This window comes from Helicobacter pylori (genome assembly GCF_014497725.1).
Taxonomy (GTDB): domain Bacteria; phylum Campylobacterota; class Campylobacteria; order Campylobacterales; family Helicobacteraceae; genus Helicobacter; species Helicobacter pylori_DE.
The window spans coordinates 284,266-298,366 of record NZ_JACTGF010000001.1; the positions used below are offsets into that span (position 1 = coordinate 284,266).

Here is a 14,101-nt window from a genome sequence, read left to right on the forward strand (position 1 = left end):
TCTTGATAGTTATTTTACATAATCTTTGACATTAAAATAAGGTGGGATTGTGATTCACCAAAACATCACCGCAACAAGAATTTATCCTTATTATACTGCAAAGCTAGAGGGTCTGGACGCAAATCTAATTGTTCTGGCAAGAATATAGATTTATGATTAAAACTAGATAGAATGCATTGTCTATCAATTATAAGATTTGATGATGAAGTAATAACAACTACCTCATTATCATTTTTATATTCAAAACTAAATAACCCATTATCAAACATTTTGTGCATCTCATAACTTAAAGCTATGCCATTATTCACGGCAAAAGATCCACCATCTCTATATGGGATAATATGTGCTGCTTCTAACAAACATCTACCATTAATAAATAATGATTTGCCGGTTATGGCACATTTATTATCATAAGCTCTTAAGACACTTTCTCTAAATAGTTGTTGCTTCCCTGCTGGTCTAAAACTATTTTTAGCAGGATAATAATATAAAATATTATTCATGCTAGCATTTAATATATCCACAAAATTGAAATCAACGATCACTTTATGATGACTATCTAGCACTAAAGCTGTTATAAGGAAATTATAGATATATGAAATGGGTTTATTTAATTCTTCTTGCGTTTCCAAATTAAGATCTCTAAAAGCATCTTGATTGTATCGCATAAGCAAAACATCTTCTTTTGTATGAGCTAAGATATTTTGCAAAATCTCTTTGTTTAAATTTTTTATATTGTAATTTCTCATATAATTTAAAAGCACCAAATATGGGCGAATGGAATCTGCAGTATCATAGTAGGATAAAATAAGTTGTAAAATTGAATTCTTATATTGATTAAGATTGTAAATAGATGAAAACAATTCTTGAGGCGATAAAGAATCAATATTTTTTCTGTTACTTTTTACTATATTTTCATCATACGCATGAATGTCCCAAGAATAACCAAAAGCTTTCATTATTTGTTTTGCTTCTCTGGTTAGAGTAAAATGATAATCACTTGGTTTATCATAATCTATAAGTCCTATTTTTCTCATATCGGGATATTTTGACTTATAGTTGGCAGGAATAAGGTTTAAATATTTTTCGGCACCAAGGTGAGAAAGTGTGGGCAGTTCCACTGCTATAAGATTAGAAAGGTTGTGCTTAAAGTGTTTGAAAGAGTCAAAAAATAAACCCGTGCTATTTCTTTTATATCGCATATTAACCTGTCTCATCATCTCTCCTTTTGCAAAACAATTATGCTCTCTCGTAAATAAAATTTAGTTTTAGAATCAATGATTTTCATCTGCTGACTAGATGTTTTAAGCTTCCTAGCAACAATAATTTCTTTGCATTTAAAGCCTAATTTTTGTGTCTCTTGTGCCAAGATTTCATCAGTTTGTATCGGTACTCCTTTATAGCAAGAATTTCCAACTACAATAAAGCAAAATCCTCCATCCTTAAGAACTTCAAAACAATTTTTTAAAACTTTTTGCATATCAAAAAAATAATTATTCAACATTGTCAAAGTGCTTGATTCTATACCTTTATTTTTAAGAATTTCTAATGTGTGATTGAGTGATATGTTCTCTATTTTATCTTGTTGTTTTAAAGCTGCATTTTTGTTGTTTCTTAGAGCAGATTTTTTAAGCTTTTTCCACTCTTCATAACTTTTTACAATTTTGCTACTCCATAACTCCATTTTGTAAATTTCAAAATAATCAAATAAATTTGCATATGGCGGAGATGTTAAAACACAATCAACTTTATCTTTTGGTTTATTGTCTATAGATGAGCAGTTCTTTAAACTTATAACCTTAGAATTTTTTATATCAAATTCTCTTTTCAACACAAATGCCCTTAATGTGAGTGCCTTAAGATAAACTTCTATATCTTTAATCTTGCTTTCTCTATACTTAATGCCATTACCATCTTTTTTAAAATTCAGCATTTTTTCCAAATTGCAAAATACTAGAAAACGCACAAAATGATAAATCTTAGAATCCAAGTCTTTAAAGGATTCTATAAAATCCATTATGAGATTAAATCGCTTTTTATCAGCATATTTGCTAAAAGATTCCCATTGTGGAAAGGGATATTCTTTATTGCTAGCTATAAAATTATTTACATTTTTTTCTGCTTTTTTTAAATTGTCAGAGTCCAAACTTTCTAATTTTGCTTTAGCGACATTTATGGCAAATGGTGAAGTATCAAAGCCATAGCAAACTTGTATTTGTGTATTCAAGAAACTAGAGCCAACACCACAAAACGGATCATAAACACTCGTAATAGAACAATCAAAACGATTTTGTAAATGCTCTATAAGATAAGGACTAAAAGCTTCTTTATAGGGAAAAACTTCATTTAAAGAGTCTAATATGTCATCATTATTTACTAAACTTGTCAGCGTTGTAGGGTAGCTTTTTATAATAGGAATAGTATGAGAAACTGTGTTTTTTACAAATCTTTCAAGGGCAATCTTACAATATTTACTTGATAACTCAATGCCGATAAATTGTCTATTCAATCTGCTTGCCACATAGGTTGTTGTGCCTATGCCATTAAAGGGATCTAATACAATATCATTTTGATAGGAATAAATTTTTAATAATCTCTCAATTAACTCTTCTGGGTAGGGTGCGGGATGTAAATCTTTTTTAGCATTGTTACTAACACATAAAATACTTTCAAAGCCTTGATTGTTGTCTTGATCAAAATACCAAATATTTTTTGTCCATTCTTTAAATTCTTGGCTAGTAATATCTGCTAATTCTCCCTCAGTTTTATGAATTTTATTTTCCTTATAAAACACTAATATTGCTTCTCCCAAAGGCCTAAAAGATGGGCAAGAAGGGCTTTTCCAACTCCCCCAAGCTGTATTGTTTCCCTGAAAATGCTTAATATCTTTTCCCTTATGCCAAGTTATAAGCTCAAACTCCTTAAAGCCAATTTCATTTAAAATTTGTGTTATATAAACGCTTAAAAATCTCACCTCTTTGCTATCTCTATTTTTCACTGCAAAAGGCACATTGACACAAATCCGCCCATCCTTTTTAAGTACACGGTAGCATTCTTTAAAAATATCGTACATCAAATTGAGATAAGATTCAAAATTTAAATCATCATTATAATTTTCATATTGATGTGCCACATTATACGGTGGCGAAGTAATAATAATGTCTACAAAATTATCTTCTATATGATTTTTTAGAATATATAAACTATCTCCATTTAGAATCTCTTGCAAACCTCTATTCATTTGAGTAGTATAGCATAACAATTATAACTTCACATAGGTTTTTATCATAGTTTGGTTGTCGCTTATGACCCTTCTTTAGTCTCACTTAAAAAATAAAATGATAAAAACCTTATTTAAATTTTATTTTGGGTCAAGATAACTTAAACTCCCATCAAGGAGCCTTGAGTTATCTTGACCCTTAAGTTTTAAACAAATTCACTTGTTTGTCTAAATTCATGGTCGTTCCACTCACATGCGTAGCGATATTTAAAATATCTGAAGAATCCGCTAAAGTTTTAGAAGCCACTTTTTCCACTCCTACAAAATCGCTTACCATAGCTTCAATTTGGCGTCCGGATTTAGCGTAATCGTCCATGCTTTGATTGCTGTCTGACACAACTGAGCTTAGATTAGAACTCATTTTTTCGTAAGTTTCTTGCACGCTTTTACTCATATCGCTCAAGCGTTCCATTTTTTGCGAATTGAGATTCATTTGCGAGCTCACGGCGTTGATTTCTTGGACAATCACCATGATAGTGGAATTGATTTCAGCTAAAGACTTTTGAGTGCGCCCGGCTAAATTCCTGACTTCATCAGCCACCACCGCAAAGCCTCTGCCATGCTCGCCGGCCCTTGCGGCTTCAATAGCGGCATTTAGGGCTAATAAATTCGTTTGATCGGCAATATCATTGATAATATCCAAAATGGATTTGACATCATCAGCGTTACGGCTTAGCTGCTCCACTTTGCTAGAGAGTTCCTCTTCAGTGTGCGCGCTCTCTATGATTTGAGAAAATAAATCCCCGATCGCATCCTTGCTCTCTTTGACAAGCCCTTGCGTTTCAATCAAACGCTTCCTTAACCCTTGAGATTGTTCTATAGAAGTATTCATCATGCTCGCTACATCCGTGGCTTTATTTTTTACGGAATTTAGGGTGGTTGAGGAATCTTTCATGCTCTTTTGGGTTTCTTGCGCGATTTGGACTAATTTATCCATTGAAGTTTTATTGGAAGTGGAAATCCCTTTAATCTCTTCCATAATCAAGCGGGCATTTTCCACAAACAAATTGATCCCACGGCCCACTTGCGAGATTTCATCGTTGCGATCACCCACATCAATTTTGGCCCTCAAATCCTTATCCCCATGGCTAAAAGCGTTGATTTTAAGGACCAGTTCATCAATGCGTTTCACGATCCTTAATTTAGCGTATATGAGCGTCAAAACCACTAACGCTATCGTCGCTGTCAGTATCCAAAGGAATAATTTTGCGGTGTTTTCATTAAAAACCTTATTCACGCCTTCTTTGATCGCTTTATTTTCGGTGTTAATGTCAGTGTAATAAGAAGTCGTTGCGATCACCATTTGAGACACCTCATCATAATGCGAGTAGGCGAATTTTTTCTCCGGCACGCCTCCATCGTATTTAGGCATTTTATAATAAGTGTAGCCTCCCCCTTTTTTAGCCGCCTCCAAATACCCCCTAACATAATACACCCCATCAACGCTCTGAGCGTCAAGCCCTGATTGGCCTACGGTTTTAGGATTGACCGGATCAAACAGCACCACCCCGTTTTTATCCACCACCACCATATAAATCATGCCCTTATCGTCGTTGATGCGCTTGAAATAATCCAACGCCATTTTTCTTGCAGTAGCATTGTCAAAACTTTTGTAATACTCATGAATGCCCTGTTCAATAATTTTTGTCATGTAAGCGAGCGTTTTTTCACGCTTTTTGTATTGCCCGGTTTCTAAATGCTCCATGAGTTGCACTAACACATCTTTTTGTATAACCTTTACAAAACCAATAAAAAGCCCCCCTAAACCTAAAAGAGCGGCTAGCACGACAAACATAATACGAGTCCCTAGCGAAGCAAATACTGAAGCAAACATCATTTATCTCCTATCAATCATTTTTAAGTCAAACCCTAATTTGAGAGTTCAGCTTCTAAATGCACCCCCCCCCCCCGAAAAATGAGTGGCGCTAAATAAAATTAAAACCCGGTGGTTTGAAAACCGCTAATAAAGTGAAAAACCAACAATCTAGAATTATAGAACACCCTTTTTTAAGTTAGGCTTAAAAATAAAATAATAAAAATAAAAAATCTTATTCAACTTCACTTTCCTTAATGGATTTGACATTCAAAGTCCTCCCGTCTTTTGAAGTGGGGATTTTGATGCTCCCCTCTTTTAATTTTTCTGCCAATCTTTCCAACAACGGGTTTTTGAAATCGTAGTTGATGATTTCCCAGTTATGCTCCAGTTCAGGGGTTACCTTCCCACCTTTTTCTTCTGTGATGTATTGGATGATTAAATCTCGTATTTGCCCGTTATCTTGCAGTTCATCGTAAGAATCATAATACCTATCAGCGTCCGTAACCAGCTTTAAAGTCGTGGATAATGTCCCGAATCGGTAATTGTTGATCGCTAATTTATACGTTGCTTTAGGGTTAATGGGTTTGTTGTTGATTGTGGGATTAATAATCCTTTGCCCGGCGGGTTTGGTAACATCAACCTGGTATTTCACGCCAGAAAACATATCAAAGTTATAGCCGCGAATGTTTTCATTAAAACTGATCGTCAAATCTCCTGGCTGCAACTGGTTGTAAAATCGGTATGACCATTCCATGTATTTCAACAGATTTTCACCCGTTATACGCACTCCAATGAGCGTATTAGCGAACTTGTAAATATAAGCGACATCTTTTCTTTTGAAAGGCCCTTTTTTCAAATTGGCGCCAAAATTGAATAAGGCTGCCGCTGAAACATCGGCTTTTGCGTAATATTTTTGCACTTTATTAATCAATTCTATCACCGGTGTTTCTTGCAAGGCGGCGGTTGGCATCGTGGTGATTTTTTCTTCTCCTGTGATAAAATCAGGCCTGTCAATAAAGGTTTTTGTCACTTCGCCAACCACTTCATTAGCGTATTCTTTTGATTTTTTATCCACATATTCATATTTTTTCGCCAATTCTTCGTCTTCTGGCACGCCTTTTGTGGGTAAATTTTCAGTCGTTACGATTTTTTTCTTCGTTTGAGTGTCAAATACCACCACACCCTTTGCCAGATAAGCCCCATACGCTCCAGGCTCAATGGTATGCACTTTCCCCACTTTGGTGTTATAAACCGCATGCTCATGCCCAGCAAAAATGATGTCAAATTGCGGGAATTTTTTCGCTAAATCCGGTATCCCGTCGCCACCTTTCTCATCTTCTCGCCCCAAGTGAAAAGCGCCAATCAAAATATCATACTTCCCTTTTAACTCACTCAAGGTCTTTTTTAACGCTTCTTCAGCGTCCAAAAACTTCAATCCTGCAAAATGTTCAGGCGTAGAGGCTTCCCAAGTTGGGATGTGCGGCACCACATACCCCACAACCGCCACCCTCACGCCATCAATTTTTTTAATAATATAAGGCTTCACAAACGGCTGATTGTCCGCAGTTTTGATAATATTCGCATTCACGACACTGCCATTAAACCCCTTAATGTTTTTCTCCAAAAAATCCTTACTGAAATTAAACTCGTGATTCCCAAGCACACGAATGTCAAATTTCAAATCGTTTTCGGCTCTAACTAGCGGGTGAACAGGCTCATCATTAAACAACTCCGCGCTATTACCCTGCAACAAATCCCCGCTGTCAATCAAAACCACATTTTTATTCTCAGCCCTCTGCTTTTTGATTAAAGTCGCAATCCTTGTCAAGCCGTTATTGGGTTTTTGCTCCCCCACGGCATAATCATACGAAAAAAGCCGCCCATGAATGTCTGAAGTTTCTAAAAACACTATTTTCACTTCTTTTGCAGATATTGAAAGCGTTAGCGTTAAAAAGACGATTAAAACCAATTTTTTCATTGAAATCCTTCTAATACAAGAGATTCATAACATTAATTTTAATATTAACACTGATAGTTTTTGATTGGAATGTAACGCAATAAGGGGGTAGGGGGTAAAAATCATTCCCCCACCACTCAAACCCCCACTTCAGACCATTCAGCGCGTTTGTCTAAAAAAGCACGCACTAAATTCTTGGCACCCTCTAAAGTGTGGTTAGCCGCCCAACCGCATTGCTTTTCATTGCTGGCAGGCACTTCTGTAGCCTTTAACACATCTTGCATCGTCTTTTCTAAAACCTCTAAAACCTCTGTGTAATTGTCATGGTTTAACACCGTGAGATAAAATCCCGTTTGGCAACCCATAGGCGACCAATCCACGACATAACTGGCATGGTTACGGATAATTTCAGCGACTAAATGCTCTAAAGAGTGTAGGCTTGGCATGTCCATGTGATCTTGGTTGGGCTGCTTGAAGCGCACATCGTATTTGACAATCACATCCCCATTAGCGCCCTTTTTGCGATCAGCGACACGCACATAAGGGGCTTTGACTTTGGTGTGATCCAAATTGAAACTCTCTACATTCATTTTCATGTTTTTAACTCCTTCATTCATAAATTGTAATGAAACTTTAGCTTATTTTAGCGAACGCTTGCTCTAAATCTTCTAACAAATCCTGTTCATGCTCAATCCCCACAGACAAGCGCACCAAGCCATCCCTAATCCCTGCAGCTTCTCGTTGTTCTTTAGGGATGCACGCATGGGTCATTAACGCTGGAATCCCCACCAAGCTTTCCACCCCGCCCAAACTCTCGCCTAAAATGAATAATTTAAGGCTTTCTACAAAAAGAGCCGCCTCGCTGTCATTTTTAAGGGTGAAAGAGAGCATCCCGCTAAAGCCACGCATTTGGGCTTTGGCTAGCTCGTAATTAGGGTGGGTGGGAAGACCCGGGTAATAAACCCTTTCCACTTTAGGGTGTTTTTCTAAAAATTCAGCCACGCAAAGAGCGCTTTTTTGATGGGCCTCCATGCGCAATCCCAGCGTTTTAATCCCTCTTTGCAACAGCCAGCTGTCTTGAGGGCCTAGCACCCCACCGATAGCGTTTTGGAAAAAAGCGATCTCTTGGGCTAGCACTTCATTATTGGTGGTTACAAGCCCAGCAACCACATCGCTATGCCCGCCTAAGTATTTGGTGCCGCTATGCACCACAATGTCCGCCCCCAAAAGAAGCGGGTTTTGACAATAGGGGGTGGCAAAGGTGTTATCCACGATAGTGAGCAAACCATGATCTTTAGCGACACCAGCGCATTGCACTAAATCCGTGATTTTAAGCAAGGGGTTACTAGGGGTTTCTAAATAAAGGGCTTTGGTGTTGGGTTTGATAGTCTTTTTGATTTGGGATATGTCGCTAGTGTCTATAATGGTGCATGAAAGCCCGTTTTTGACAAGCACTTTGTTAAACAAGCGGAAAGTCCCCCCATAAACATCATCGCCCAATAACACATGATCGCCTGGTTGCAAGAGGGAAAAAACGGCGTGAATCCCAGCTAAACCAGAGGCAAAAGCAAACCCCTTAACCCCCCCTTCTAAATCGGCGATGAGTTCTTCTAAAGCAAAGCGCGTGGGGTTTCCTGAGCGAGAGTACTCATAGCCTTTATGGTGGCCTATGGCGTCTTGGCGGTAGGTGGAAGTCTGATAAATAGGCACGCTCACCGCCCCCGTTGTCGCGTCCTCACTAATGCCTCCATGGATTAATTTGGTTTGCATGCGCATGGTTTTTCCTTTTGATGAATTCATGAATAAATACCTTTAGAAAGATAACGATCGGCAACATCCGGGAAAATGGTTAAAACCTGGCTGCCTTCGGGGAGGCGTTGCACTTCTTTCAAGGCTGCCGCAAAAGCTGCTCCGCTAGAGCTCCCCACTAATAAGCCGTTTTTCTTGGCTAACTTCCTAGTGTAGCTAAAACCCTCTTCATCTGAGATCGTTTCAAAGCCATCAATATCCAAGTTTTCAAAAAAGGGGGGGATGAACTCCACGCCAATGCCCTCAATCTCATGAGACCCAGGCTCGCCCCCATTCAAAATAGAACCCTCCGGCTCCACCCCAATCAAGCGGATATTAGGAATGCGTTCTTTCAAATACCTAGCCGTGCCCGCAAAAGTGCCACCACTCCCTATCCCGGCTACAAAGCTCGTAAAATTTGTGCCTAATTCTTGGACAATCTCAGGGGCTAGGGTGTGGTAGTAAGCGTTAGGATTATCAGGGTTTTCAAATTGCAAGGGCAAATAGCTATTAGGGATGCTTTCGGCTAGCTCTTTACTTTTTTTAATGGCGCCAGAAATCCCCTCGCTAGTAGGCGTGTTGATTACTAAAGCCCCCAAAGCCCTCATGATTTGCTGTTTTTCTGTGCTGAATTTTTCCGGGACAACAAAGATGGTTTTTAAGTGGTGCTTGAGCGCCACTAAAGCTAGAGCGATGCCGGTATTGCCTGCAGTAGGCTCAATGATGGTCGTTGTGGAAGTGATTTTGTGCGTTCTAAACGCTTCTTTTATGAGATATTGGCCTAAGCGATCTTTAACGCTCCCTCCCGGGTTTAGATGCTCTAGTTTGGCGTAAATGGCGGAATTTAATGGAATGGGGTAATCCTTGTTAGTGAATTTAAAAACGGGGGTGCGGCCTATGGCGTCTTGCATTGTGGTAAGGATCATTATTTCTCCTATAATAATAAACAATAATTCAATTTTTGCGATTATGCCTAAACTCGTTAAATGGAGTAAAATTAAGGATAAAATTTGAGCTTATTAAGATCGATCAAGGAGCTTTCAATGAAAACGATAGAATGGAATGAAGAGCAAAGAAAAGCGTTCCAAGACTTGTTAAGAGAATTTGTAGTGCTAATAGATGCTAAAGTGCAAGAGGGAAAGCAAACAGGCAAAACCCCAACGAACCCAAAATACGCTTCATACCAAAGAGGGCTGAACAAGTTTTTAACGCCATGGGGTTATGCGTGCAAAATCAGTCCTGGCAGCCATGGGCGTTTATCCCATGAGCCATCAATCGCCTTTTGCCGTCAGGATATTTTAGGGGAAGGATTTGTCAATCGTGAAAAACCAACCCCAAAAAAAGGTTTTTTTATTTGGCTTGCTTACTATTGGCGCAATGATGCAGAAAAGATCGATCTTTGTATAGGTCGATCCATAGAGGAGAATGGGGAAAAAGAGTGTCAAAAATGCCCAGCGTATGACAAGATCGTTATTGAAAACGCATGCTATCAAAAGCTCTATGACGATTTAGAAGCCGATCTTGAAAGCATTACCGACTATTTTTTACACCCTATTAATGAATTTAATCAAATCCCCACTGCGTATTTTGAGTTAGAGCCATCTAGCGCAAGCCATTAAGAAACAACCCCATACCAAAAAGGAACTCCCCTAAGGGATTTTCCTAAAATCCCATCAACGCTTTTTAAAATAAGTCTTGAAAAGCTATCGTTTGGTTAAAACCAAGCTTTGATATTTGGATTAAAAAAACGCTTTGAGTGTCTTTTATATTTTATAATTGGTATCCCATTGATGAAAATGAGAAAAGCAAGCGGGTTTTCATTGAAACCGCTCGCTTGAAAGAAGTTTTAAAAGCGTTTCACTCCACTTCCGCATCAATCACATCATCGTCTTTTTTCTTGGGTTGCTCGGCGTTATTTTTATTCGCCATGGCTTCGCCTAATTTTTGAGCCGCTTGCGCTAACGCTTTGGTTTTGTCTTCAAGCTCCGCTTTAGTGGCGTTATCGTTTTTGATGCAATCTTTAAGAGCGTTAATGGCGTTTTGGATCTCATTAGCGTCGTTCTCATTCAAATTCGCCTTATGCTCATCAAGGCTCTTTTGGGTTTGGTGCGCCAAACTATCGGCATGGTTTCTCGCTTCAATCACTTCTTTTTTCCTAGCGTCTTCTTCTTTGTGCAATTCAGCGTCTTTCACCATTTTTTCAATTTCGCTATCAGACAACCCGCTAGAACCAGAAATTTTAATCTCTTGGCTTTTACCGGTATTTTTATCTTGCGCTGACACGGTTAAAATCCCATTAGCGTCAATATCAAAGGTTACTTCAATTTGCGGCATGCCTCTTGGAGCTGGAGCGATGCCTTGCAAATCAAATTTACCCAAAGATTTATTATCCCTTGCCAATTCCCTTTCGCCTTGTAAAACCATAATGGACACAGCGGGCTGGTTGTCTTCAGCGGTTGAGAACACTTGAGATTTTTTTGCCGGAATAGTCGTGCCTCTATCAATCACTTTAGTCATCACGCCCCCTAAGGTTTCAATCCCAAGGCTTAAAGGCGTAACGTCTAATAAAAGCACATCTTTCACATCGCCTTTTAACACGCCCCCTTGAATGCTCGCTCCCACCGCTACGACCTCATCAGGATTGACGCTTTTATTCAAATCTTTATTAATAAACGCTTTCACCCTTTCTTGGACTTTAGGGATACGAGTAGAGCCTCCCACCATCACCACTTCTGAAATCTCATTTTTGGTTAGCCCTGCATCCTTGATCACGCTTTCAATTTTAGAAATCGTTTCTTCCATGAGATCTTCTGTCAGGCTTTCAAATTTAGCCCTAGTGAGTTTTTTAACCAAGTGTTTAGGCCCGGTAGCGTCCGCTGTGATAAAGGGCAAATTGATTTCAGTCTCCATCGCAGAGCTCAGTTCTTTTTTAGCGTTTTCAGCCGCTTCTTTCAGGCGTTGCAACGCCATCACATCGTTTTTAATCTCAATGCCCGTTTCGCTTTTAAACTCAGCCGCTAAGAAATCAATCACACGATTGTCAAAATCATCGCCCCCTAAAAACGCATCGCCCCCTGTGGCTAAAACTTCCACGACATTATCGCCTGTTTCTAACACGGTAACGTCAAAAGTCCCCCCACCCAAATCATAAACCATGATTTTTTCGCTCTCTTTTTTATCCAAGCCGTAAGCTAACGCCGCGCTGGTAGGCTCATTGATAATCCTTAAAACGTTAAGCCCTGCAATCGTGCCGGCTTCTTTAGTCGCCTTCCTTTGGCTGTCGTTAAAATAAGCAGGAACGGTGATAACCGCTTCTGTAACGCTCTCGCCTAAATAACTTTCAGCGTCTTCTTTGAGCTTCATTAAAATTTTGGCTGAAATTTCTTGAGGGGTATAAATTTTACCTGAAATTTCAATCGCACAAGCCCCATTCCTATCCACAATCTTATAAGGCAAGCGTTTTTCAGCTTCTTTAGCCTTATCTTCATTAAACATCAAACCCATGATTCTTTTAATAGAATAAATGGTTTTTTCTGGGTTAGTAACCGCTTGTCTTTTGGCGCTCTCGCCCACTAAAATCTCGCCCTTATCCGTAAAAGCCACAATAGACGGAGTGGTGTTTTTACCCTCTTTATTCGCAATAATCTTCGCTTCATTGCCTTCATAAACCGCCATTGCGGAGTTGGTTGTCCCTAAATCAATTCCAATAACTTTTCCCATGCGTTATCCTTTCTTATTAAAATAAATGTTTTAATCGTTTTTAGCAATGCTCACCATTGCCGGCCTCAAAACCCTACCCTTATACTTGTAACCCTGTTGCAAAACCTGCACGATTTTCCCGTTTTCTTTTTCTTCGCTTTTGACTTGCATGATCGCATTGTGGAAGTTGGGATCAAATTCTTCTAAGCATTCAATCCCCTCAATGCCATGCTTTGCCAAAACTTCATGCAGCTTTTCCATCGTAAGCTCCAAGCCTTTGGTTAAAGCGCTCTCTTTATCCACTTCTACAGCGCTCTTATGAGCCCCAAGAAGCGCATCAATCACCGGCAATAGATCCAATGCGATTTTTTCATACGCATACTCTAACGCCATGCTCTTGTCTCTTTCTAAACGCTTTTTCACGTTTTCAAAATCCGCATGCACTCTTAAATATTGTTCATGCATTTCCTGGTATTTAAGCTCAAAATCTTCCTTGATCTCGCCTTCTTTTTCGCTCGCTTCTTGCTTTTCTTCACCTTGTTGTTCTTTACAAGCGCAAGCCTTTTGATAAGACTCCGGCTCTTTTGGGCTTAAATGATCGTGTTCTTGGTTGTGTTCATCTTTCATTATTCCTCCTCAGAAATCGTTTGAAAAAACCCTTCATAATCGCATTCCAATTTCCCCACGCAAAGTAGTTGCATTCGTTTGTTTTGAAATTCTATGGGGCGTATTACCAGCATGCAATCAGGCTCTATAAAATGCAACCCTTTTTTGAAACGCTCCAAAACCTTACCCTCTAAAATGTCAAAAAATAAAGGGCTGTTTAAAAGCGTTTTTAACCCCATCAGATTAAAGCGTGTGATTTGTGTGTTGGAATACTCCAAACGCTCTAATTGCTTGGCTAAACTCAACGCATTGACAGAAGCAGCGATTAAGCGCACTTCTTTAACGCTCCTGCCCACAAGCTCTAATAAAAACTTCTCCATTTTAACGCTGTAACTCAGCGCGCAAGAAAACGCCAAAAAATCCAAAATCAAAAAGCGTTTTTCGCACTCAATGACTCTTTCTAAACGCTCCAAACTGGGTTTTTTTAACAGCGTGAAAAGCCCAAAATTTTCACTCGCGCTTTTTAAGCGTTTTTCATTCACCTTTAAAACTTCAAAGCGCAACGATTTGTGCCAATAGTTTTCAAACGCCTTAAAAGTAGGCAATCTAGCGCCGCTAGAATGGGCTTGATAGAGCATGCCTTCTTTAGAAAGGATTTGAAAATAATTCCTGATCGTCGCACAAGATATTTTCAAGTTTGCCAACTCTTTCAAGCGTTTAGAGCTAATGGGTTCTAAAATCTGCAGATAGGTTTTAACAAACGCATCTAACAAACTCTCTTTTTTATTCAAATCAGAACCTACTTTAATTCTTCTTAACATCATTATTTGAAAAATCTCGTCAATCACCATTTTGATGAAAGAACGATCGCATTATAGCGCAAAAAGTTAATAATCTATCACTTTTTTTAGACAAGTGATAAAAATTATCCGATTTTTCTTTAAAGTTTAGTCTG

At 38.8% G+C, this 14,101-nt stretch carries 11 protein-coding genes; 1 reads left to right on the forward strand and 10 read right to left on the reverse strand.

Annotation, left to right across the window (positions count from 1 at the left end):
• Positions 1–65 precede the first annotated feature (65 nt).
• The 7 genes from H7N69_RS01360 to H7N69_RS01390 all read right to left on the reverse strand — a co-directional run bounded on the left by H7N69_RS01360 (position 66) and on the right by H7N69_RS01390 (position 9,767).
• Positions 66–1,220 carry an HNH endonuclease gene (locus H7N69_RS01360; RefSeq protein ID WP_187884534.1) on the reverse strand — a complete coding sequence of 385 codons (1,155 nt, stop codon included), beginning with the start codon at positions 1,218–1,220 and terminating at the stop codon, positions 66–68.
• Positions 1,217–3,241, reverse strand: a complete 2,025-nt coding sequence (locus H7N69_RS01365) for a DNA methyltransferase (RefSeq protein ID WP_187884536.1) — start codon at positions 3,239–3,241, stop codon at positions 1,217–1,219. Before H7N69_RS01365 ends, H7N69_RS01360 begins: the two co-directional genes overlap by 4 nt.
• 178 nt (positions 3,242–3,419) lie before the next feature.
• A complete protein-coding gene (gene tlpB / locus H7N69_RS01370) occupies positions 3,420–5,117 on the reverse strand; it encodes a methyl-accepting chemotaxis protein TlpB (RefSeq protein WP_187884538.1) in 1,698 nt (565 codons plus the stop codon).
• Between the two features lie 211 nt (positions 5,118–5,328).
• On the reverse strand, positions 5,329–7,014 hold the full coding sequence (locus tag H7N69_RS01375; RefSeq protein ID WP_332246401.1) for a bifunctional metallophosphatase/5'-nucleotidase: 1,686 nt from the start codon (positions 7,012–7,014) through the stop codon (positions 5,329–5,331).
• 176 nt (positions 7,015–7,190) lie between these two features.
• On the reverse strand, positions 7,191–7,649 hold the full coding sequence (locus H7N69_RS01380) for an S-ribosylhomocysteine lyase (protein ID WP_165540354.1): 459 nt from the start codon (positions 7,647–7,649) through the stop codon (positions 7,191–7,193).
• A 37-nt stretch (positions 7,650–7,686) separates the two neighbouring features.
• A complete protein-coding gene (locus H7N69_RS01385) occupies positions 7,687–8,829 on the reverse strand; it encodes a cystathionine gamma-synthase (RefSeq protein WP_187884637.1) in 1,143 nt (380 codons plus the stop codon).
• Between the two features lie 20 nt (positions 8,830–8,849).
• A complete protein-coding gene (locus H7N69_RS01390) occupies positions 8,850–9,767 on the reverse strand; it encodes an O-acetylserine-dependent cystathionine beta-synthase (RefSeq protein WP_187884542.1) in 918 nt (305 codons plus the stop codon).
• A 117-nt stretch (positions 9,768–9,884) separates the two neighbouring features.
• Between H7N69_RS01390 and H7N69_RS01395 the strand changes: the two genes are divergently transcribed.
• Positions 9,885–10,460 carry a hypothetical protein gene (locus tag H7N69_RS01395; protein WP_187884544.1) on the forward strand — a complete coding sequence of 192 codons (576 nt, stop codon included), beginning with the start codon at positions 9,885–9,887 and terminating at the stop codon, positions 10,458–10,460.
• A 238-nt stretch (positions 10,461–10,698) separates the two neighbouring features.
• Here H7N69_RS01395 and dnaK read toward each other — a convergent pair whose 3' ends face one another.
• Genes dnaK through H7N69_RS01410 form a run of 3 tightly spaced genes read right to left on the reverse strand, consistent with a single transcriptional unit; the run spans position 10,699 to position 13,997 of the window.
• On the reverse strand, positions 10,699–12,561 hold the full coding sequence (gene dnaK, locus H7N69_RS01400; protein WP_187884546.1) for a molecular chaperone DnaK: 1,863 nt from the start codon (positions 12,559–12,561) through the stop codon (positions 10,699–10,701).
• Positions 12,562–12,591: 30 nt separating this feature from the next.
• Positions 12,592–13,167 (reverse strand): nucleotide exchange factor GrpE, encoded by a 576-nt coding sequence (grpE, locus tag H7N69_RS01405; RefSeq protein WP_187884548.1) that lies wholly within the window; start codon positions 13,165–13,167, stop codon positions 12,592–12,594.
• Positions 13,167–13,997, reverse strand: a complete 831-nt coding sequence (locus H7N69_RS01410) for an HrcA family transcriptional regulator (RefSeq protein WP_187884549.1) — start codon at positions 13,995–13,997, stop codon at positions 13,167–13,169. Before H7N69_RS01410 ends, grpE begins: the two co-directional genes overlap by 1 nt.
• Positions 13,998–14,101 lie beyond the last annotated feature (104 nt).

Coding starts and splice junctions, on each gene's coding strand:
- H7N69_RS01360 (WP_187884534.1), bottom strand. CDS start 1,220: ATGATGAGACAGGTTAATATGCGATATAAAAGAAATAGCACGGGTTTA.
- H7N69_RS01365 (WP_187884536.1), bottom strand. CDS start 3,241: ATGAATAGAGGTTTGCAAGAGATTCTAAATGGAGATAGTTTATATATT.
- tlpB (WP_187884538.1), bottom strand. CDS start 5,117: ATGATGTTTGCTTCAGTATTTGCTTCGCTAGGGACTCGTATTATGTTT.
- H7N69_RS01380 (WP_165540354.1), bottom strand. CDS start 7,649: ATGAAAATGAATGTAGAGAGTTTCAATTTGGATCACACCAAAGTCAAA.
- H7N69_RS01385 (WP_187884637.1), bottom strand. CDS start 8,829: ATGCGCATGCAAACCAAATTAATCCATGGAGGCATTAGTGAGGACGCG.
- H7N69_RS01390 (WP_187884542.1), bottom strand. CDS start 9,767: ATGATCCTTACCACAATGCAAGACGCCATAGGCCGCACCCCCGTTTTT.
- H7N69_RS01395 (WP_187884544.1), top strand. CDS start 9,885: ATGAAAACGATAGAATGGAATGAAGAGCAAAGAAAAGCGTTCCAAGAC.
- dnaK (WP_187884546.1), bottom strand. CDS start 12,561: ATGGGAAAAGTTATTGGAATTGATTTAGGGACAACCAACTCCGCAATG.
- grpE (WP_187884548.1), bottom strand. CDS start 13,167: ATGAAAGATGAACACAACCAAGAACACGATCATTTAAGCCCAAAAGAG.
- H7N69_RS01410 (WP_187884549.1), bottom strand. CDS start 13,997: ATGGTGATTGACGAGATTTTTCAAATAATGATGTTAAGAAGAATTAAA.